Genomic DNA, 20,449 nt, shown 5'->3' with positions numbered 1-20,449 from the left:
GGGCGGTCAGCGGGAGGGCGCCGGGGCCCGCGTTGTCGTGGGCGCGGCGCAGCAGCGACCAGTAGGAGCCGCCGCGGCCGTCCGGGCTCAGGGCCAGGGTCGCGGCCAGGTTCAGCTCGGTCGGGGTGTTCTCGCGGCGCCAGCGGTGGCCGTCCCAGCGCAGGGCGAACGGGATCACCTTGTCGACCGGGTCGGCGTCCAGGCCGTTGGCGCGGTCCCACCAGATCTCGCCGGCGATCCGGACGTCGCGCCGTGAAATCGCCGTGACGTCCGTGAGCCTGACCTCCTGGGTGATCGTGCCGGGCGCGGCGGGCTCGTTCGGCACGGTCTTGGGCAGGATGTCGCGCGGCAGCGCCTTCGGGACGATCCGCTGCCAGCCCTTGGCGGTGCGGTGCAGCAGCCGGGCCCGCCCGTCGCGGGTCCCGCCGATCGCCCAGAGATCACGCGACGACGTCCCGGCGAGCCGGACGTTCTGGACGACCGGCTTCACCGTCTTCCAGGAACGCCCGTCGAACCGCAGCGCCCGGCTGGCGGTTCCGCCCGTGGGTTCCAACGTCAGCCAGACGTCCTTGGGCCCGAAGACCTCGAGGCTTCCCGCCCAGAACCTGCCCTTCCAGGTCTTCACGGTCTTCCAGCGGGAGCCGTCGAACCGCAGCAGGTAGGAGCCGCCGTCCCCCGCGCCGACCGCCCACACGTTCCGCGGTGAACTGCTGTCGGCCTGCAGGATCTCACCCGTGAGCTTGGGCAGGGCGAACCGCTTCCACGAGCGGCCGTCCCAGCGGAGGGCGACGGGGCGGCCGTGCTCGGCCTTCGCGCCGCCGAACGCCCAGGCGTCGTTCTTCGCCGTCGCCTCGATCGTGTTGATGAGGAACGGTTTGCGGGTCAGGTCGAGGGAGGTGTCCCAGACCGGGCCGGTGCTGGGCGCGAGCAGGGCGAGAACGAGGAGATGTTTCACGGGAATCCTTGCAGAGGGGGCCCGCACGGGCGGGCCCCACGGGTGTTCAGATCAGTTACTGCGGAGAATGACGCCGTCGGTGTCCCACTGCCCTTGGACGGCTCCGGCCATCCACAAGACGCGCGAACCGGGGGTCGTCACGATCGCATCGGTGGAGACGACCTTCTTCGGCAGGACCACACGCCGCCACGAGCCCGAAGCGGTCTTGTGGAAGAGCGCGATGTCCGGAGTCCACTCCGGCGGCAGCTCCTCGAAATAGAGCGGGAAGTTGTCGACGGACAGGTAGCCGCCACCGCGGCCGTCCGGCCAGTGAGCACGCAGATTCCAGCCCTTGAGACCCTGAAGCGAGACCGGACGCCAGCTCCCGTTCACACCCGTGACCAGGGAGGTCTCCAAGGTGCCGCGGTTCGCCGCGGTCGCGCAGAGCGGGCCGCGCCAGGTCTCGGCCAACACGGTCAGCTTGCCCTTGCGGGCGGAGAAACTGGCGATCGACGAGCTGACGCCGTCCCGGTCCTTGGTGGGGATCACCTCGGCGGGCAGGGCGCGTCCGTACCGGACCGAGGTCCAGCCGCCGCCACTCCAGCGGTAGATCTCTGGAGTGCCCTTCTTGTCATAGGAGGACACCCAGACGTTCTTCCCCTCGACGGTGGCGTCCATGACGATCGGAGTGTTGGTCGAACGCCACTTCTTGCCGTCGAAACGGAGCATGACCTGGCGGCCCGTCCGGACGTTGTCACCGAAGATCAGCGCCTCTTTGGCGCCCCGAGCCTTGATCATCCACGGGATGACGTCCTTGAGCGCCTTGACGACCTTCCAGCGCCCGCCCGACCAGCGCAGCACCTTCGCGGGTTTCTTGATGACCGGGTTGTCGCCCTTCGCCGTCACGCCGTCGAGTGCGCTGCGGGCCCGCGCCGAGGCGACCCGCCCGGCCCTGGCCTTGGCGGCCGGGGTGCGGTAGCCGCCCGGCTCGCACTCGTTCGGCAGCTCAGGCATGGCGGGGTAGCGGTAGTCGCCGTCGAAGAATGTCCAGGCGTTCGACGGGGTGGACGCCGTGAGCGTCCCGCCGCCGTAGTACTCGCTCTCCGGGTTGAAGTTCGTCTTCACGCCCTTCGGGAACGGCGCGGACCGCCACTTGCGACCGTCGAAGTGGTACGAGAGGAGCTGGCCCTTCTTCGAGCCCGTCCGGAGGCCGAACGCCCAGACGGACTTCGGGCCGCCCGCGGCGATCTGGGTGAACTGCTCGGAGCCCGCCAGATTCGTCCGCTTGACGATCTTCCAGGGGGAGGGGGGCGCGGCCTGCGCGGCGGCGGGGGCCAGCAGGGCGACGGCAAGTGCGGCCGTCAGCGTGGTGCGGAGTCTCATGCCTTGCCTCGCAGAGCGATCACGCCGTCTTCGTCCCAGTCGCCCTGCTTCGCTCCGGCGGCCCAAAGCGAGGACGAGGTGCCGGGAACAACGGCGAACCCGGTGAGCATCACGGAGCGGGAAAGCTGCTGGCTGCTCCACTTGCCCTTGGCGGACAGGCGGAAGAGCGCAGGCTTGCCGTCATAGGTCGGCACATAGAGGCCACCCTTGCCGTCAGCGGAGAACGTGCCGCCCATAAAGATGCTGAACGGGCTGAAGCTCTTCGGCAGCGCGATCGACCGCCAGGTCCGGCCGTCGCCTGCGAACAGGTTCGACTGCCAGTCGGCGTCCTCCTGGCAGAGCTTGGCGGTCATCGTGGCGGAGGCCACATAGATCCGGCCCGAAGAGGCCGTGACCGACGTGAGCAGCGACATCGTGCCCGCTTTGTCCTTGGTCGGCATCACGAACGCCGGGACCTGCGGGGGCGTGCGGTCCTTCCAGCCCTTGGCGGACTGCTCGACCAGGCGGTAGTAGCCGTCCTTCTGGCCGGCCGTGATCGCCCAGACGGAGCGCTTGGACTTGACCGCGGTGATGACCAAATTGGGCAGCGCGGACTTCTTCCAGCTCTTGCCGTTGAAGCGCCAGGCGGCCGGGCCCTTCTTGTCCACGCCGAAGACCCGGACGTCCTTCGGCCCGAAAGCGACCACGTCCATGATCAGAGCGGACTTGAAGGTCGCGCCGACCGTCCACTTCTTGCCGTTCCAGCGGAGCAGGCGGGACGGCGGCTCGGCGGCGCGTCGCGCGTTGCCGGCGGCGGCCTTGAGCTGGCGGAGCCGGGCCTGCGCGCCGAACTGCGGCGACACGCTGCGCGTCCGGGAATCACTGGTTTCCGGGCAATCGTCCTCAGCCCCAGGGTCGATCGGGCCGGTGGACTCCAGCAGCGAGAAGTTACCGGGGACGACCGCGTAGACGTTGCTCGCCGAGGAGTAGTCGACGTCGGCGATGAAACCCTTGGTGGCGACCTTGGGCAGCGCGGTCTTCGCCCACTTCTTTCCGTCATAGCGGTAGACGTACGGGTTCTCCCGCTCGGCGCCGCGGCTGCCGAACGCGAACGCCGACTTTCGGCTGGGCGCGATGACGGCCGAGAAGCCGTCCTGGCCGCGCAGGTTCGTGGTCTTCACCACTTTGAACGGCTGCGGGGCGGCGGCATGGGCCGGAGCGGGGAGCAGTCCCAGCGCCAGGGCGGCGATGGGAACGGCGGCGCGGATCATGTGTCTCCTGAGGAGGCGGGTAAAGAAGTCGTCAAAGAGTGCCATACGGCAGCAAATCGGAATCGGCATCGCAGCAGGTGAAGGAGTTGTGCGGAGCGTCCACATTCTGGACGCGGTGGTCTCGACCTCGGCCACTGCCGGTAGCGTGTCCACCAGCATGGAACGGACACTGCTGATCACTCTGACAGGCCGCGACCGCCCCGGGGTCACCTCGCGGCTGTTCGGCACGCTCACTGCCTTCCCTGTCGAGGTCGCCGACGTCGAACAGGTCGTGATCCGGGGCAATCTGGTCCTCGGGGTGCTGCTGACCTATAGCTCCGGCATCGACTCACTGATCGACTCCGTGGAGAAGGTCGCCGACGATCTCGAAATGGTCGTCGAGATGTCGACCGGCGGCAGCAAAGTCCCCAAGAGCAAGAAGGGCAAGCTGCACGTCACCGTGCTCGGCAGCCCGCTCAAGCCCGACGCCATGGCCGGCGTCGCCGGGAAGATCGCCGCGCATGGCGCGAACATCGACCGGATCGAACGGCTCGCCAGCTACCCGGTCACCGCGATCGAGCTGGCCGTGTCCGGCGCCGACCCGAAGGGCCTGCGCGCCGCCCTCGCGACGGTCGCCGCCGAACTCCAGGTCGACATCGCCGTGCAGAAAGCCGGCCTGATCCGCAAGTCCAAGCGCCTCATCGTGATGGACGTCGACTCCACCCTGATCCAGGGTGAGGTCATCGAGCTGCTCGCCGAACACGCCGGTCAGCTCGACAAGGTCGCCGAGATCACCGAGGCCGCGATGCGCGGTGAACTCGACTTCGAAGGCTCGCTGCGGGAGCGTGTCGCCCTGCTGGCCGGGCTCGACGCGTCCGCGATCGACGCCGTCCGCGACAGGATCCAGCTCTCCTCAGGCGCCCGCACCCTGGTCCGCACCCTGAAGCGGCTCGACTACAAGTTCGCGATCGTCAGCGGCGGCTTCACCCAGATCACCGACTCGCTCGTCGCCGACCTCGGCATCGACTACTCCGCGGCCAACACCCTGGAGGTCGAGAACGGGGTGCTGACGGGACGCGTCATCGGCCCGATCATCGACCGCGCCGGCAAGGCCACCGCCCTCCGCCGGTTCGCCGAAGCCGCAGGCATCCCCGTCTCACAGACCGTCGCGATCGGTGACGGCGCCAACGACCTCGACATGCTCCAGGCCGCAGGCCTAGGCGTCGCCTACAACGCCAAACCGGTGGTCCGGCAGGCCGCGCACACCGCCGTCAACGTGCCCTACCTGGACACCATCCTCTTCCTCCTAGGCATCTCCCGCGCCGAAATCGAAGCCGCCGACGCCGAAGACCCCACCTCCTAAGCCCAACACCCGTGCCCGGCAACTCTCTTCGCCGACACCCGCATCAAAGGCCGCGACGCGAGATCAGCGCCGCCGTGTGAAACATCCTGCGAGGCCAGGCCCTCGCATCCTGAGCACCGTGCGGCCCGAGCACCGTGCGGCGGCTGAGTACGCCGCGACGACTGTCCGGGCGTTCCTGGTCGCGGCGTCGGGTTCTGGACGACCGCTCCGAGACGTGCGTCATTCACGCCGCGGTTTTCCCCAGGGTGTGGACGGCCGCAGCAGCGTGGACGTGCGAAGCGCAGCCCGTCTAGTCGACCGTCGCGATTCCTGCGGATCCGCTGAAGGACGCACAGCCGCAGCGGCGTGAGCGCGCGGAGGGTAGCCGACCAGGCGTCGCGTGATTCCTGCGAGATTCTCCGGAGGGTGCGCGCAGGTGCCTGCGGGTCGGCTTGGAGGACGGGCCTTCCGGGGGCCGTCCAGATGGCTAGATCGTTTTGGGGGTGCGGTAGTCGAGGAGCTCGCCGCCCGAGACCGACCAATCGGCCAGCTCGATCACCGCGAGCGCCGACGTCGGAAAGTCCGTCACCTCACCGCCGCCGAGGATCACCGCCAGCTCGTGCACGGCCGGGTTATGGCCGACCAGCAGCAGCGCGTCGACGTCGTCCTCGGTGATCTGCACCAGGGTCAGCAGGTCATAGCCGTCACCGACATAGATCCCTCGCTCATACGAGACCGGGGCGTCCAACGCCAGCCCGTCCAAGGTCTCCCGGGTGCGGAGCGCCGTCGAACAGAGCACCTGATCCGGGAGCAATCCCTCACGGCGCAGGAAATCCCCCATCGCCGCCGCGTCCGCCCGCCCCCGCTCAGCCAGCGGCCGCTCATGATCGGCCAGCCCGAGCACCTGCGCCGCCTTGGAATGCCGCAGCACCAGCAGCCGCTTGGCCATCAGGCCACCAGCCAGGCCGCGCCCCACAGCAGCGCCATCACCAACATCATCCCGCCGAACACAACGGCGAACCCCTTGCCACCACTCATGGCCCAAGAGTAGGCGTCCCCAGCCACACCGTGATACCGGGCCCCCATCCCGACTCCAGGAAGTCGCAGCTCTAGGAAGACGTCGATAGAGGAACGCGTGCGGTGGACGGATCTGCCGGGAGTCGTCAGGCATCGTGATGCCGGATCCCGTCACGGCGATGAGCGGGCGGCACGGACAGCGGAGCGGGCCTGCGCGATGCCGGGGCACATAGGGCGTTGGGAGAGCTGGGCGGGGAGGCGCGTGCGGTGGAGTGGGGTTGTTGGGGAGGGTGTTGATGGGTGGGGGTGGTGGAGGGGCGGCGCATCAGGGCGTCAAAGAGAAGTCGGGGTTCGGGAGCCCTCGTGGGGCGGGCTCCCGGGGGGTCAGTTCGTGGCCAGGTCGGGGGCCGGGGTCGCGACGGGGTCGCTGGACTCGGGGGCGCGGCGCTTGGAGATCACGATCGCGGTAACGATCACGCCGACGGAAAGGACCGTGACGATGATGCGGAGCGCCGGATTTCCCGCATAGGTGACGACGGCCTGCGCGATCAGCAGCGAGACCAGGTTCATCACCTTGATCAGCGGGTTGATCGCCGGGCCCGCGGTGTCCTTGAACGGGTCGCCGACGGTGTCGCCGATCACGGTCGCGGCGTGCGCGTCGGAGCCCTTGCCGCCCAGATACCCCTCCTCGACCAGCTTCTTCGCGTTGTCCCAGGCGCCGCCCGCGTTCGACAGGAACACGGCCATGAGCGCCCCGCACGCGATCGCGCCGGCCAGGAACGCGCCGAGCGGCGCGTACCCGAACGCGAATCCGACGGCGATCGGGGTCAGGATCGCGAGGAGCCCCGGCGTCGCCAGCTCCCGCTGCGCGTCACGGGTGCAGATGTCGACGACCCGGTCGTAATCGGGCTTCTCGGTGTAGTCCATGATGCCCGGCTTGGTACGGAACTGTTCGCGCACCTCGACGACCACGCGGCCCGCCGCCCGGCCCACCGCCATGATCGCCAGCCCGGAGAACAGGAACACCACGGACGCGCCGATCAGCAGCCCGAGCAGCACGTTCGGCTGGTCGATCGAGAGGTTGAACTGCAGGAACGTCGCGCCGATCGCGTCCTTGGCGTCGTCCGACGCGTCGGCGAGCGCCGCCTCCACGGTCGTCCGGAACGACCCGAAAAGCGCCGTCGCCGCGAGGACGGCCGTCGCGATCGCGATCCCCTTGGTGATCGCCTTGGTGGTGTTGCCGACGGCGTCCAACCGCTCCAGGACGGCCGCCGCCTCCCCCTGGACATCCCCCGACATTTCCGCGATTCCCTGAGCGTTGTCGGAAACCGGGCCGAACGTGTCCATCGACACGATCACCCCGACGGTCGTCAGCAGCCCCGTCCCGGCCAGCGCCACCGCGAACAGCGCGACGGTCGTGTTGCCGAACCCGAGCAGGAACGCCCCATAGATCGCGCCGCCGATCAGCAACGTCGAGTAGACGGCCGATTCGAGCCCGACCGCGATCCCGGCCAGCACGACGGTCGCGGGACCCGTCCGCGCGCTGTCGGTCACCTCCCGCACCGGCTTCCGGTTCGTCTCGGTGAAGTAGCCGGTCAGCAACTGGATCGCGCTGGCCAGCACGATCCCGATCAGCACCGCGCCGATTGCCACCCACCGCGGGTCGGCGTCGACGAGCGCACCCTGGTCGAGCTGCTCGAAGCTCGACGGCAGGTAGAGGAACGACGCGGCGGCGACGCCCAGCGCCGAGATCACCGCGGAGACGAAGAACCCCCGGTTGATGGCCGTCATGCCCGATCTGTCGCGATCCCTCGGCGCGACCGCGAAGATCCCGATCACCGCGGTGACCACCCCGATCATCGGGACGATCAGCGGGAACACCAGCCCTTCGACGCCGAACGCCGCCTTCCCGAGAATCAGCGCCGCGACCAGCATCACCGCATACGACTCGAAAAGGTCGGCCGCCATGCCCGCGCAGTCGCCGACGTTGTCCCCGACGTTGTCGGCGATCGTGGCCGCGTTGCGCGGATCGTCTTCCGGGATCCCCTGCTCGACCTTGCCGACGAGGTCCGCGCCGACGTCCGCCGCCTTGGTGAAGATCCCGCCGCCGACCCGCATGAACATCGCCAGCAGCGCCGCACCGAACCCGAACCCCTCCAGCACGCCCGGCGCGTCCCCCTGGTAGGCGAACACGACGACGGCCGCGCCGAACAGCCCGAGCCCGACCGTGAACATCCCGGCGACGCCGCCCGTCCGAAACGCGATCCGCATCGCCGCTTTCTCGCCGGCCCCGCGCGCCGCGGCCGCCACCCGCACATTTCCGCGCACCGCCAGCCACATTCCGGTGGATCCGGTGATCGCCGAGAACAGCGCGCCGATCACAAAGAAAATGGATCTTCCGATCCTGATCCCCGTGGTCTCCGCCGGCAGCAGAAGCAGCAGGAACGGGATCAGCACCACAAAGATCGCGACGGTCCTGAACTGGCGTTTCAAATAGGCGCCGGCCCCGTCCTGAATGGCTTTGGCGATCTCTTGCATCTTCTCGGTGCCCTGCTCAGCGGCGAGCACCTCCCTGACGAGCACCGCCGCCACCCCCAATGCGAGCAGCGCCACCACCCCGACCATCCCGACCAGAAAAAGATCTCCACCGGAAATGTCCACGTCGCCCTCCCGTCCTCGTCGACCGTTCAGCGCGATGTCGGGAGTGTAAGCACGCCTTTCCAATCAAGAAAAGACTCAATTCCGCAGAACCTCCAATTCTCCCCCTCTCACCCCACCCCGCCAAAGATCCTCCAGACAATTCAGCCGCCCCCTCAGACGAAGAGCGCACCGCCGCCACCATCGCGCCGCACCACCGGCCACACTTGAGGCATGTCCGAACACTCCCGCCTCTTCCTCGGCTCAGCAGGTCTGGGAGCCCTTCCCGTCTGGCTCGACTCCCTGGCGCGACGTCCCCGTCGAGCCGTCCTGATCCCCACCGCCGCCCGGCCCATGGCTTCGGCCCCTTTCGTCCGGACGACAGCCGATTTCCTGGGTGCCCAGTCCGTCGCCGTCACCTATCTGGACTTGGCCGACGCCACCCCCGCCGAGGTCCGCCGAGCCCTCACCGCCACGGACCTCGTCTACGTGACCGGCGGCTACGCCGTCTACCTCCTGGAGCAGGCCGTCCGCTCCGGCTTCCTCGAGCTGGCCCGCCCGTTGATCCGCTCCGGCGAGCTCCCGTACGCCGGGATCTCCGCCGGCGCGGCTCTGGCAGGCCCCGACCTCACCCCTCTGTCAGCGCCCGACGATCCCGGCCGTCTCCCCGCCCCGCCGACGCCCACCGCTCTCCGGCTGACCCCTTATGTCGTCCTCGCCCATCGAAACCGGGACAGAGCCGACCATCACACCCGCCTCGCGACCCTTCACCCCCATCTCCCTTTCCTGTCCCTCACCGACGCCCAGGCCCTGACCGTCGAAGGACCCGCCCACGCCTTCATCCCCTCCCCTTGACCAGCCCGCGCAGGCCGGGAGGACGTGAAAAAGCCGCGCCCGGACCGTTGGAACGGTCCGGGCGCGGCTGAGAAGTCGAGGGTCAGGGGGCCGGCCAGCTCATGCTGATCGTCATGCCCTCCGGGGAGGAGTCGATCTCGAGCTCGTCGGCCAGGCCCTTGATGACGGCCATGCTGAGGCCCTCCTCGGGCTCGGCCTGAGCCTGATCGCTGACCGAGACCGAGAAACGGCCCCCACCATCGGTCAGCTCCAGTCGTACCGGCTGGTCAGGGCAGTGTTTCTGATGTGCCTCGACCGCCCGCGAGCACGCTTCGCCCACCGCGAGACGCACCTCGTCCAGCAGGGGTTCCGCCACCCCGCTGCGACGGGCCACAGCCGTAGTGATCAGACGCGCCGTCCGAACATGGACGGGCAGCGCGCTGAACGCCAGCTCAACGGTTGCCACCGTGGTCACTTGCCCTTGCGCTTCTCCCGCGCCTCGTCGATCGTGTCGTGGATCCCGAAGACCTTGGTCAGGCCCGTGATCCGGAAGATCTTGAGGATGCGTTCCTGGGTGCAGACGAGCTCGAGAGAGCCGTCGTGCGCCCGGACACGCTTGAGACCGCCCACCAGGACGCCGAGCCCGGTCGAGTCAAGGAACTCGACCTTCTCCATGTCCACGAGGAGGTGAAACTTGCCCTTGTTGACCAAGTCGATGAGCTTCTCGCGGAGCTTCGGCGCCGTGTAGACGTCGATCTCCCCCTCCACGTTGATGACCGTCAGGCCGTCGTCGGTGGTGTAGTCGTTCACCTTCAGGTCCACAGAACCTCCAGCGCATTTGCCGCCATGGTTTTTGAAATTACATCGATCGGACGTGACGGCGTTCGCCCGCCGAAATTCAACCACGCTCCGACGCCGTCTTCACACGAAATCCCGTGTTCGCGTGGTCTGACCTGCCCGCACGGTCCTCGGGGGTGCCGGGGCGTTCTCCCTTCCCTTCCCCCAATGCGAAACTGGAAACCTGTGCCTCCCCATCATCTTCTCGACCAGTTGCTGCGCGACCCTCGTCGCCGCGGCCGGATCACCCATGCACAGGTCGTTCCCGCACGTCCAGCCGTGTTCGCGCCGTGGCCCGACTGGGTTCCCGCCTCGGTGATCTCGGCGATCGACCTGCCGCGGCTGTGGGAGCACCAGGCCGAGGCGGCCTCCCTCGCCCACGCCCGCGAATCTGTGATCATCGCCACCGGGACGGCTTCGGGCAAGTCGCTCGCCTACCTGCTACCTGCGCTGACGGCCGCGTTCCAGGACGAGTCGACCCTGTATCTGGCGCCCACCAAGGCTCTGGCGAACGATCAGCTCCGCTATCTCACGTCCCTCGATCTGCCTTCGGTCCGTGCTTCGACTTACGACGGCGACACGCCGCCCGAAACCCGTGACTGGGTGCGACGCCACGCCAACTTCGTCCTGACCAATCCGGACATGCTCCACTACGGGATGCTGCCCGGCCATGCCCGCTGGTCGCGTTTCCTTCGCTCCCTCCGCTACGTGATCATTGATGAGTCCCACGGCTACCGCGGTGTGTTCGGCTCCCACGTCGCCCAGATCCTCCGTCGCCTCCGCCGCGTCTGCGCCCGCTACAACGCCTCCCCCACCTTCATCCTCGCCTCAGCCACCGTCTCAGCCCCCGCCACCTCGGCCACCGCCCTGACCGGCCTCCCCGTCACCCCCGTCACCACCGACGCCTCCCCCCGAGGCGCCACCACCTTCGCCCTCTGGGAACCCCCCCTCCTCGACCCCCCAACCCCTTTCCCCCCACGACCCAGAACCCCAAGCCAACAAACTCCAGCACCCCCCAACCCATCACCACAAACAACCCACCCCACAAACCCCCAAAACACACAGCCCAAGTCCCCAGAACCCCAAATCACGCAGCACGAGGCCGCAGGGCACGGCGCCGCAGCGCTCCACAATGCGCAGCATGAGGTCGCAGGGCGCGAGGTCGTGGGGCTCCGGGATGCGCGGCGCGGGGTCGGGGGGGTTGGGGTTTCGGCGGCTGATGGGGGGCGGGGTGACGAGGGTGGGGTGAACGGGGCGGTTTCCGTGCGGCGGGCCGCGACGTCCGAGGTCGCGGAGCTGCTGGCGGATCTGGTGAGCATGGGTGCACAGACGCTCGCGTTCGTGCGGTCGCGGCGCGGAGTGGAGAGTGTTTCGCTGGCGGCGCGGCGGGGGCTGGCCGAGGCCGCGCCCGAACTCGCCGACCAGGTGGCGGCCTACCGGGGCGGCTATCTGCCCGAGGAGCGGCGGGCGCTGGAGCGGTCGCTGCGGACGCGAGAACTGCTCGGCCTGGCGACGACGAACGCGCTGGAGCTCGGGATCGACATCTCGGGGCTCGACGCGGTCCTCATCTGCGGCTGGCCGGGCACCAGGGCGTCGCTCTGGCAGCAGGCCGGGCGGGCCGGCCGCTCCGGCCAGGACGCCCTGACGGTCCTCGTAGCCCGCGACGATCCGTTGGACACCTATCTCGTCCATCACCCCTCCGCGATCTTCGGCACGCCGGTCGAGGCCACCGTCCTCGACCCGGACAACCCGTACGTTCTCGAGCCTCATCTCTGTGCGGCGGCAGCGGAACTGCCCCTCACCCCCGACGATTTCACGATGTTCGGACCGACGTCCGCACAGCTTGTGGATAACCTCGTCGCCGCAGGTCAGCTAAGGAAACGACCCACCGGCTGGTACTGGACGAAGCACGAACGCCCGTCCGCCGATCTGCGCGGTTCGGGCGGAATGCCGATCCAGGTCGTCGAATCGGAGACCGGACGGCTGCTCGGCACCGTCGACGAGTCGTCCGCGCCGAGTACCGTCCATGAAGGCGCCGTCTACCTGCACCAGGGCGAGAGCTACCTGGTCGATCTGCTGGACCTGGACGACTCCGTCGCGCTGGTCACCCGCGCCGACCCCGACTACACGACCTCGGCCCGCTCCACGACGGAGATCCATATCCTCGACGTCCAGAAATCGGATTTCTGGGGAGATTCCGGGCTGCATTTCGGGACGGTCGAAGTCCGCCGACAGGTCGTCGCCTATCAGATGCGCCGCTCCGGCTCCGGCGAGATCATCGGTGAGAAGCAGCTCGACCTGCCCGAGAGCGTCCTGCGCACCAAATCCGTCTGGTGGACCGTCTCCCCCGACTCCCTGGAAGCTCTCGGCGATTTCGACGCGCCCGGCGCCGCCCACGCGGCCGAGCACGCCTCGATCGGCCTGCTCCCGCTGTTCGCGACCTGCGACCGCTGGGACATCGGCGGCGTCTCGACCCCTCTCCACCCGGACACGGGCCTGCTCACCGTCTTCGTCTACGACGGCCATCCGGGCGGCGCGGGCTTCGCCGAACGCGCCCACTCCGCGGCCCGCCCCTGGCTCGAAGCCACCCGTGACGCCATCGCATCCTGCGACTGCGACCACGGCTGCCCGTCCTGCATCCAGTCCCCGAAATGCGGCAACGGCAACGACCCCCTCAACAAACCCGACGCCCTCCGCCTCCTCACCACCCTCCTCAGCTGAGGCTCACACCCGGCACCCCGATCCCAGTTAGGCCGAGACCGAATCTGGCTAGGGGCACCGTCAAGGTCGACCTGGGCCGTGGCTGGTTCTGATCTTGGGCGGGCACGGATGGGTGATGCCGTCAGGAAAGGCTGCGAAGAAAGCGGCGGGGGCGAGGGGTGTCGAGCAGATCGGCCGGGCCCCAGATCTGGCCGGGCCCACCATCAAGGTCGACTTGGAGGGGCTTGTCCGATCACGGACGGCCGTGGGGGAAGGTGATGCGGTCAGGAGCGGGACGTCGAGCAGCTCGGCCGGACCTGGATCTGGCTGGGACGCCGTCAAGGTCGGCCTGGGTCGGGTCCGGGGTGGGTGGTGCGGTCAGGAGCGGCGGCGGAGGAAGCGGCGGGGGCGAGGGGTGTCGAGCAGTTCGGCGGGGCCCAGGTCTGGCTGGGGGGCGGCGTCAGGGTCGGCTTGGGTCGGGGCTTGTTCCGTGGTGAGTGGGGGCTCGGGCGACCAGGTGTACGGGGCGTCGGGCATTCCCTCGTACCAGGGTTCGTCCGGCTCGTCGGCGTCGGCGGCCTGTGTCGTGGTCGACGCGTAGGCGGAGTGGAGTGCGCTCTGGCCGTTGTGGCGTGCGGGGGTGGCGAGAGAGGCCAGGGCGTCCACGTCGGCGGACGGGTCGCGTGGAGCAGGGGCGGAGGACGAGTCCTTCGGCGGGGTTCCGGGGTCGGCTTTCCCGTTGAGGGATTTACGGCCGGAATCCGGCTCTGCGAGGGCGTCGGCGGCTGCCGGCACTGTCGCGAGGTGGGCCGTGTCCTGCGTGTCCGCATCGTCCGGAAGGGCCTCGTGAACCGTGGCGTGGACGGCCGCGTCGTCGGTGCCCTGAGCGTCGATTTCGGGCAGCGACCTGGTGGGGGCGGCGTCCTCGTCGGAAGACGAGCCGAGGTCGAGCTTTTCGGCGGATTCGTCCGGGGCGTAAGCGGAGGACGGGTACGGGGTGGGAGCGGGTGTGAGGGCGTCGTCGGCATCCGGAGCGACGTCGGTCGGCGCGCCGGGGGCGGCGGCCGGACGTTTCCGGGAGAGGAAGCGCCGCTTGGGCTGCGGGCCGTCCGACTCGGTGGCACCGCGGGCGGCGGCCAGGGCGGCCTCGATGTGGAGGCGGTTGGCTTCCACACGTGCGTGCGCGGAGCCGTGGATGACGCGTGGACCCAGCGCGACGCCGCCACCGGACCGGGCGGCGCGGAGCCGTCGCGTCCACGTGCCGAGATGGCCGGCGCACAGCAGGAGCACCAGCGCCATCGCGATGCTCTTACCCCACTGCAGGCTCTCCTCCGTGGTGGACATACGGGAGTCGGCGACGGGCTGCGGGAGCAGGGAGGTGTCGATGTCGGAGCCGTCGTCAGGGGAGAGTTCGGGCGCCGAGGCTTCGGGGGCAGGGGAGACCGTGCTGAACGGGTCGCCGGGAGGCGGGTTGACGTTCGGGAACGGGTTCGGGTTGTTGCCGTTGTTCGACGGCGCCGACCAGTTGTTGCCGGGCGGCGGCACCGGATTGTTGTTGTTTCCGCTGCTGGGAGGGGCTGTTCCGGCAAGGCGGACCGTTCGCGACGTCGCACCGGAAGGTTCCGCGCCGCGCCGCTTGGCCACCACCTGGATGCCGAGCTGCCCGCCCGCGGCGCCGACGCTCAGAGTCGTCGTGCAGCGCCCGCCGCAGGACCCGACCCCGACGCTCTTACCGCCGCCGAGGCTCGTGGTCACGGAGTAGCCGGTCAGGTCCGGTTCGCCGCCACGGTTCCACGAGACAGTGATCTTGTTGCCGCTGACCTTCGCCTGGACTCCGCTCGGCGCGGACGGGGGAACCGCCAGCACGAACGTGCTCTCGACGCTGTTGAACGGCACCGGGTCCTGGAGCATCACCTTCACCGGGCCGTTACGACGGTTGTGCCCGTTGAAACTCCAGGTGAGGTTCTTGTTGGCCCCCTGGTCCCGGAGGACCCCGTCGACGACCAGCTTGCCGCCGACAAATCCAGACTTGACCGAGATGGTCACGGTCGAACTGGTGACGACCTGGCCGTTTCCCGGCGTGATCGTCGGCTTCGCGGCGCTCTGCGCGTCAGCCGGAACAGCGGGACCAAGGACCGCCAGCGCCAGCGGAGCCGCGACCAACAGCGCCCTCATCCGCATCTGCACGGTTCCCTCCGTCACAGTCCGGTACCTCCATGCTTACGGCAGCGTATATGACCCGTCGGTAGCGAAAGTCACAGGAAGGCGACAACTCCCACCCGCACCTTAGCCACCTCACCCCCCGCCGCAACCCCTCCCACCCCTCCACCGAGATCCACCAGCCGGCCCCGCTCACCATGCCCCGAACCCGCAGAACAACGGTTCCCCGGCTACCCGATCTGGCCCGCGCGGGCGACGGCGTGGACGCGAAGGACCCCAACCCAGCTCGGCGCCCTGATCATGACGGCTGTCTTCACTTCGGCTCCCAGACCGCTCCCGGCAGCGGCCCCGCGGATCTCACAGGACTCCATGGCGGCCCCGTTCCGTTCGGTCAGCTCCCGCGCGAACCGGCATCCATCACCGAACCCCCAGACCTCCCTCGTGACCACCGCCAGAGCCGCCGAGTCGGCCGCGAGCTGCGCCCGATGCCGTGCCGCCCGCACCCCACCGGCCACCATCACCACCCCCGCCACCGTCCACACGAGCCCCATCACGGCCACAACCCAGAGCGTCGCCGCCCCACCATCCCCCCTCCTCCACACCCATCCGCCGCCTCCGCCTTCACCCCCGGCCCGCGCCCTCTCTCCTCCCGCTGCGGGCCCAGCTCCGACCCCTGCCCCAGCCCCGCTTCCGACCCGGGCTCCGACCCGGGCTCCGACCCGGGCTCCGACCGAACCCCAGCAGCTATCCCCTAGCTCCTGCCTGGACATCAGTGCACTCCGATCTGAAGAAGGGGCCGAGCCCCGGCACGACCCGGACACGGCCGACAAGGATGCGATCAGGGACAGCCGCGAACAGGACGACCTGGGGCGGCCTCGGGACGTGGGTTGGCGGGTGTGGGGTGAGGTCGGGATGGCGGACGCCGTGATCGGCTTCGCGGCGAATGGGTTGGTCAGTTGGAGGTGGGTTCGGTGGCGGCTTCGGCGGTGGTGATGAAGGTGAGGGCCGGGAGGGGGAGGTGGGGTGGAGGGCGGTAGGTCGCGGTGATGGTGAGGCGGGTGGTGTCGGGGTTCTGGGTGAGGGTGACGGTGGAGTTCGGAGGGGCCGCGGTCAGGGCGTCGGACCTGATGGATTCGGGTGGTTCGCCTCGGGCGGCGGCTCGCGCGCCGGCGCGGGCGGCGTCGACGCAGGCGACTTTGGCGGCCGCCGCCGCGATGGCCCAGAGGGCGATCGCGGCGACGGCCATCAGGGCGGGAAGAGCCATCGCCAGTTCGACGGTCGCTGAGCCACGTTCCGGTGCGCGCCTGCGTGAGGGGTGTTCGGAGGGGAGTGCAGAAGCGCGCAGCGGACGGGAGGGGAAGGCTCCTGGCGTGGCGCTAGCCCCGCGCCGGGTGGGGAGCATGGCCGGCTAGGAGGCGAGCTGAAGAGCCCGGTTGATGATGTTTAAGAGCAGAGCACGGACTTCGTCACTCGTAACGATCTTGAAGAGAAGGCCGGCGAACGCCGCGGCGGCGATGGTGCCGACGGCGTATTCAGCGGTGGACATGCCCGCGTCGCCGGGCGCTGCGGCTCGGCGAATCGCGAGGCACTTGAGCAGGCGTTTCATGAGACTCCCTTTCGTCGGGCGGAACCGTCGTCCGCGCTGGGAACAGAATGCATCGGCGGAGCCACAGATCGTTTAGGCGGCTGTGGATAACTCTTCTGGCTCGGCCCGTGGTGGGGAGCGGTCAGGGGAGGGTGATGGTTTCGGCGATGCCGGCTATGGCGGGGACCATGCCGAGGAGGATGAAGGCGGGGAGGAAGCAGAGGCCCAGGGGCGCTACGGCTTTGATGGAGGCGGAGCGGGCTCGGGCGTCGGCGGCGTTGCGGGCGGTGCGGCGCTGGTCACGGGCCAGGCGGGTGAGGATCGGGGCCAGGGAGGCGCCGGTCTGGCTGGCGCGGGACGCTGTCCTGGCCAGGGGGCGCAGGGCCGGGGTCGTGGCGAGCGTCAGCCATGCCTCTGCCGGGTCGGCCCCCAGCCGGACACGTGCGGCCACCGTAGTGAACTCCTCGCCGACGGGCCCGCCCAGTGCAGCGGCGACCGTCTCGACCGACTCCACCCACGACGCGCCGGCCGCGAGACACGCCGCCAGCAGTTCCACCGCCATGGGGAGCTCAGCGATGATCTTCGCTTCGCGGCGTTTCGTCTCCTTCGGCGTCACCTTGCCCAGGGCTTTCCACAGCCCTGTGGCCAGCGCCGCCGCGATCGCCATCCCGGCGACTCCACCGATCACCCACCAGACACCCGCCGCCGTCATCATGACGATCAGAACGCGAATGCGCCGACCGTCGGACGCCGCCCAACGCTCCGGCGGTGGATACAAGGCCTTCAGCCGCCGGGCAGGGTCAGGCGGGACGCCCAACCATGCGGCGAACGCGGCCAGCGACACAACGATGATCGACATCAGCGTTTCCCTTCTCGGATCCGAATCAGGTACAGCGTCAGCCCCACATCCAGCCAACTGAATCCTCAGCCGGCCCCTGGAGACCGACGCAGCTCCGGCCACACGTACGCGGCAGCCGAAGCCACACTTGCCACACGCGCAACAGGTGCGTGACCAGCTGTGGGGCACTGGGCGTACGGCCAGAGCTGCACCTAGCAACGCGCAGGGCATCTGCGCCAGGCGGCTATGTCTGCGCTGAGGGCACGCCAGCGCGTGTCAGCTAGGTGTTGTAGGTGCAGCCGCACGACGCCCACCTGGCTCAGCGGTCCGGCGTGCCTTGGCGTAGGTGCAGCTCTGGCCGTGCGCGCAAGGCAGTCGCATCTGGTCACGCACCTGCAGTAAGCGCAGCCCACAGGTTCACGACGCCCGCTCGGCGCAGATACCCGCACAGCGCGGCCGCCCACTTGGCGCAAGCGCCGCCCGCTTGGCGCAGATGCGTGCCTGGCGCAGGTGCCGCTTCGACCGTGAGCGGTGGGTCGGGCACCGCGGGTCGGGCACCGCGGAGCGAGGGTGGGTGCGGCTGTGCGTGTGGGAGGGGTGGAGTTCTCGTGGTGTGTATGGGGTGAGTGCAGCTTTGGGTCGCGTTTTGAGGGGATGCGGGCTTCGTCGTGGAGTCGGTGCGGGCTCAGGTGGGGGCTTCGGCGGAGTGGGCTATTTGGTGGGTCCAGTAGAGGCCGGTGAGGTTGAGGGTGAGGCCGAGGATCAGGGCGGTGAGGCCGGGGAGGGTGGTGAAGAGGAAGGCGAGGGGGTGGGTGCCCAGGGCGGCGGCCATGCCTATGCCGAGGAGGGGTAGGACGGCGAGGAGGCGGGCGGTGGCGCGGGGGGCGGCGAGTTGGGAGGTGACGTGCTCGCGGTGTGCGGCGTCGTCGCGGAGGGCTGCGGCGAGGGTGTCGACGACGGTCGCCAGGGTTGCGCCGCGTTCGACGCCGACGCGCCAGCAGGCGGCGAGGAGGCGGAGCGGGTCGGTGCCGGGGAGGGTCGCTGACGCTTCGAGGGCTGCGGGGATGTCGGGGGCCGACGGGATCGGGTGGAGGAGGGTCGACAGCGGCGGGGAGAGGGACTGGATGGCGGCGGACAGGGCGTCCTCCGGGGTTCGGCCGGCGGTCAGCTCCGCTGCGAGGTTGTCGCAGAGTTCGATGACGGACGCATGGTTCTCGCGTCTTCTGTGCCCTCTGCGAAGTCGGTTGTTCGCGGCGTCCCTGATGCGGGTGGTGGCGGAGTGGAGTCGCGTGGACGGGACAGGTTCGTCACCTTGAAGGTGGCGCAATCTGGCTTCGGGGCCACCCCAGCCGCCCCAGAGCAGGATCGCCGCCGTGACCAGCAGAGCTGTGATCATCATCGTCTCCCTTCGAGTCGGGGTTCGGAAGCGGGACTGGACGCCTCGCGTTCCCGCTGGTGCGTCAGCTCGCGACGGCTGCACCCGGCTGCGGGACTAGGGAGACCAATCGAGGTGGGCGAAGAGGGTGGGGGCGGCGGGGGTGTAGGCGATGGTTGTGGGGGTCAGGTGGGCGGCGGGGGTGGCGGTGACGAAACCAGAAGGGGCTCTGGTGAGGAGGGATATTTCGGAGATGTAGCGGGTCGGGCCCTGGCGGGTCAGATGGATGACCAGGTCGAGGGCGGCGGAGAGTTGGCTGTGGAGGGCTTCGCGGGTGAGTCCCGCGGCGCAGCCCAGAGCCTCCAAACGGGCGGGGACGTCGGTCGGGGTGTTGGCGTGCAGAGTGCCGCAACCGCCCTCGTGGCCCGTGTTCAGAGCGGCCAGGAGATCGAGGACTTCGTGGCCGCGAACCTCACCGACGACCAGGCGGTCGGGACGCATCCGGAGTGCTTGACGGACCAGGTCGTGCAGGGTGACTCCGCCTGCGCCTTCGATGTTCGGGGGGCGGGCCTCCAAGCGGACCACGTGGGGATGGGCGGGGCGGAGCTCGGCGGAATCCTCGACCAGCAGGAGGCGTTCGGTGGGTGGGACCAGGCTGAGCAGGCAGCTCAGCAGAGTCGTCTTGCCGGTTCCCGTGCCGCCGGTGACGAGGAACGCCGAACGGGCTGCGACGATCGCGGCGAGTAGGTCGGCCGCCTCCGGGCAGAGGCTGCCGGCGGCGACGAGTTCGGCGAGGGTGAACGCGCGGCCGCGTGGCGCGCGGAGCGACAGGCAGGTGCCGCCGACGGCGACGGGCGCGAGAACCGCGTGGAGGCGGACACCGCCCGGTAGACGGGCGTCGACGTAAGGTGCGGCGTCGTCGAGGCGGCGTCCGGCCGCCGCCGCGAGGCGCTGCGCGAGACGTCGCACCGTCTGCTCGTCGGGGAATCTGATCCTGGTGCGCAGCAGGACGCCGCCGCGCTCGGCCCACACCTCGCGTGCACCGTTGACCAGGACGTCCGTCACTTCGGGGTCTCTCAGCAGCGGTTCCAGCGGGCCCGCTCCGACGAGTTCCGCCCGCACCTCACGGGCGAACGCCAGCACATCGGTGTCGCCCAGCGCTCCGTCCTCGGCCCGCACGGCCGCCGCGTCCGCCGACGGGGTCGCCGCCCGTCCGCTGTCCGCCAGCCTCCCGCGCACCGCCTCCGTCAGCCCCGCCCCCCACCCCGCCTCACCCCCCATCTCGCCCACCCCCTCGAACCCTGCTCCCGCCCACCCTCAACCCGCCTATCCACTCCCCTGCTGACAGCACGCGCGCCTCCCTCACGTGCGCGAAAACCATCTCCCTCACCGCGTACATGGGACGGGCTTTGATCGGTGTGTGAGCGGAATCGCGGGGTGGTGGTTGAGGTTGCGGCGTGGGGGGTTGTGCCGGGGTGGGGGGCATGGGGGCTCCTGGGGGTGGTCAGACATCCCTGGAGGTTGGATGTCAAGCGGTGAGGTCGTAGCCGTGGTGGGACCAGGCGGTCGCCTGGTCGT

17 protein-coding genes are annotated in these 20,449 nt (G+C 69.5%); 3 read left to right on the top strand and 14 right to left on the bottom strand.

Features of this window, described 5'->3' with window-relative positions:
* The 3 genes from ACYVE7_RS11285 to ACYVE7_RS11275 form a co-directional block, all read right to left on the bottom strand.
* On the bottom strand, window positions 1-955 hold a 955-nt coding region (locus ACYVE7_RS11285; protein WP_460364561.1), incomplete at its 3' end, for a hypothetical protein.
* Window positions 956-1,006: 51 nt separating this feature from the next.
* Window positions 1,007-2,317: a hypothetical protein gene (locus ACYVE7_RS11280; protein WP_460364560.1), complete on the bottom strand. Its 1,311-nt coding sequence runs from the start codon at window positions 2,315-2,317 to the stop codon at window positions 1,007-1,009.
* Window positions 2,314-3,567 (bottom strand): hypothetical protein, encoded by a 1,254-nt coding sequence (locus ACYVE7_RS11275; RefSeq protein ID WP_460364559.1) that lies wholly within the window; start codon window positions 3,565-3,567, stop codon window positions 2,314-2,316. The genes ACYVE7_RS11280 and ACYVE7_RS11275 overlap by 4 nt, the downstream gene beginning before the upstream one ends.
* A 157-nt stretch (window positions 3,568-3,724) precedes the next feature.
* On the opposite strand from ACYVE7_RS11275, the gene serB reads away from it, so the two are divergent.
* On the top strand, window positions 3,725-4,909 hold the full coding sequence (gene serB, locus ACYVE7_RS11270; RefSeq protein ID WP_460364558.1) for a phosphoserine phosphatase SerB: 1,185 nt from the start codon (window positions 3,725-3,727) through the stop codon (window positions 4,907-4,909).
* A 466-nt stretch (window positions 4,910-5,375) separates the two neighbouring features.
* Here the strand turns inward: serB and ACYVE7_RS11265 are convergent, their stop codons facing one another.
* Together ACYVE7_RS11265 and ACYVE7_RS11260 are read right to left on the bottom strand one after the other, a co-directional pair.
* Complete coding sequence (locus ACYVE7_RS11265; RefSeq protein WP_460364557.1) at window positions 5,376-5,837, bottom strand: SixA phosphatase family protein; 462 nt, start codon at window positions 5,835-5,837, stop codon at window positions 5,376-5,378.
* Window positions 5,838-6,289: 452 nt separating this feature from the next.
* A complete protein-coding gene (locus tag ACYVE7_RS11260; RefSeq protein ID WP_460364564.1) occupies window positions 6,290-8,530 on the bottom strand; it encodes a sodium-translocating pyrophosphatase in 2,241 nt (746 codons plus the stop codon).
* A gap of 246 nt (window positions 8,531-8,776) precedes the next feature.
* Here ACYVE7_RS11260 and ACYVE7_RS11255 point away from each other — a divergent pair, with 246 nt between their 5' ends.
* Window positions 8,777-9,397, top strand: a complete 621-nt coding sequence (locus ACYVE7_RS11255) for a Type 1 glutamine amidotransferase-like domain-containing protein (protein WP_460364556.1) — start codon at window positions 8,777-8,779, stop codon at window positions 9,395-9,397.
* A gap of 82 nt (window positions 9,398-9,479) precedes the next feature.
* Here ACYVE7_RS11255 and ACYVE7_RS11250 read toward each other — a convergent pair whose 3' ends face one another.
* Window positions 9,480-9,842, bottom strand: coding sequence for an ATP-binding protein (locus ACYVE7_RS11250; RefSeq protein WP_460364563.1), 363 nt, complete (start codon window positions 9,840-9,842; stop codon window positions 9,480-9,482).
* 5 nt (window positions 9,843-9,847) lie between these two features.
* Entirely contained in the window at window positions 9,848-10,198 is a 351-nt protein-coding gene (locus tag ACYVE7_RS11245) for an STAS domain-containing protein (RefSeq protein WP_344829247.1), read from the bottom strand.
* A 201-nt stretch (window positions 10,199-10,399) separates the two neighbouring features.
* On the opposite strand from ACYVE7_RS11245, the gene ACYVE7_RS11240 reads away from it, so the two are divergent.
* A complete protein-coding gene (locus ACYVE7_RS11240; RefSeq protein ID WP_460364554.1) occupies window positions 10,400-12,934 on the top strand; it encodes a DEAD/DEAH box helicase in 2,535 nt (844 codons plus the stop codon).
* 357 nt (window positions 12,935-13,291) lie between these two features.
* Here the strand turns inward: ACYVE7_RS11240 and ACYVE7_RS11235 are convergent, their stop codons facing one another.
* From ACYVE7_RS11235 to ACYVE7_RS11205, 7 genes are all read right to left on the bottom strand, one after another.
* Window positions 13,292-15,115: a hypothetical protein gene (locus ACYVE7_RS11235; RefSeq protein ID WP_460364553.1), complete on the bottom strand. Its 1,824-nt coding sequence runs from the start codon at window positions 15,113-15,115 to the stop codon at window positions 13,292-13,294.
* A gap of 188 nt (window positions 15,116-15,303) precedes the next feature.
* The gene (locus tag ACYVE7_RS11230; RefSeq protein ID WP_460364552.1) at window positions 15,304-15,843 is read right to left on the bottom strand and encodes an Rv3654c family TadE-like protein; all 540 of its coding nucleotides are present in this window, start codon (window positions 15,841-15,843) and stop codon (window positions 15,304-15,306) included.
* Window positions 15,844-16,025: 182 nt separating this feature from the next.
* Window positions 16,026-16,337 (bottom strand): TadE family type IV pilus minor pilin, encoded by a 312-nt coding sequence (locus ACYVE7_RS11225; protein ID WP_460364551.1) that lies wholly within the window; start codon window positions 16,335-16,337, stop codon window positions 16,026-16,028.
* A gap of 144 nt (window positions 16,338-16,481) precedes the next feature.
* Window positions 16,482-16,679 carry a DUF4244 domain-containing protein gene (locus ACYVE7_RS11220; protein WP_460364550.1) on the bottom strand — a complete coding sequence of 66 codons (198 nt, stop codon included), beginning with the start codon at window positions 16,677-16,679 and terminating at the stop codon, window positions 16,482-16,484.
* A 121-nt stretch (window positions 16,680-16,800) separates the two neighbouring features.
* A complete protein-coding gene (locus ACYVE7_RS11215) occupies window positions 16,801-17,517 on the bottom strand; it encodes a type II secretion system F family protein (protein WP_460364549.1) in 717 nt (238 codons plus the stop codon).
* Window positions 17,518-18,181: 664 nt separating this feature from the next.
* Complete coding sequence (locus tag ACYVE7_RS11210; protein ID WP_460364548.1) at window positions 18,182-18,895, bottom strand: type II secretion system F family protein; 714 nt, start codon at window positions 18,893-18,895, stop codon at window positions 18,182-18,184.
* 93 nt (window positions 18,896-18,988) lie between these two features.
* A complete protein-coding gene (locus ACYVE7_RS11205) occupies window positions 18,989-20,152 on the bottom strand; it encodes a TadA family conjugal transfer-associated ATPase (RefSeq protein WP_460364562.1) in 1,164 nt (387 codons plus the stop codon).
* Between the last annotated feature and the right edge of the window lie 297 nt (window positions 20,153-20,449).

This window comes from Actinocorallia lasiicapitis, from assembly GCF_054778695.1.
This window is presented reverse-complemented; position numbering and strand designations above follow the sequence as displayed.

Bases quoted from the DNA above. Each gene is read 5' to 3' on its own strand.
- ACYVE7_RS11280 (WP_460364560.1), bottom strand. From the start codon at position 2,317: ATGAGACTCCGCACCACGCTGACGGCCGCACTTGCCGTCGCCCTGCTG.
- ACYVE7_RS11275 (WP_460364559.1), bottom strand. From the start codon at position 3,567: ATGATCCGCGCCGCCGTTCCCATCGCCGCCCTGGCGCTGGGACTGCTC.
- serB (WP_460364558.1), top strand. From the start codon at position 3,725: ATGGAACGGACACTGCTGATCACTCTGACAGGCCGCGACCGCCCCGGG.
- ACYVE7_RS11265 (WP_460364557.1), bottom strand. From the start codon at position 5,837: ATGGCCAAGCGGCTGCTGGTGCTGCGGCATTCCAAGGCGGCGCAGGTG.
- ACYVE7_RS11260 (WP_460364564.1), bottom strand. From the start codon at position 8,530: ATGGTCGGGGTGGTGGCGCTGCTCGCATTGGGGGTGGCGGCGGTGCTC.
- ACYVE7_RS11255 (WP_460364556.1), top strand. From the start codon at position 8,777: ATGTCCGAACACTCCCGCCTCTTCCTCGGCTCAGCAGGTCTGGGAGCC.
- ACYVE7_RS11230 (WP_460364552.1), bottom strand. From the start codon at position 15,843: ATGTCCAGGCAGGAGCTAGGGGATAGCTGCTGGGGTTCGGTCGGAGCC.
- ACYVE7_RS11225 (WP_460364551.1), bottom strand. From the start codon at position 16,337: ATGGCTCTTCCCGCCCTGATGGCCGTCGCCGCGATCGCCCTCTGGGCC.
- ACYVE7_RS11220 (WP_460364550.1), bottom strand. From the start codon at position 16,679: ATGAAACGCCTGCTCAAGTGCCTCGCGATTCGCCGAGCCGCAGCGCCC.
- ACYVE7_RS11215 (WP_460364549.1), bottom strand. From the start codon at position 17,517: ATGTCGATCATCGTTGTGTCGCTGGCCGCGTTCGCCGCATGGTTGGGC.
- ACYVE7_RS11210 (WP_460364548.1), bottom strand. From the start codon at position 18,895: ATGATGATCACAGCTCTGCTGGTCACGGCGGCGATCCTGCTCTGGGGC.
- ACYVE7_RS11205 (WP_460364562.1), bottom strand. From the start codon at position 20,152: ATGGGGGGTGAGGCGGGGTGGGGGGCGGGGCTGACGGAGGCGGTGCGC.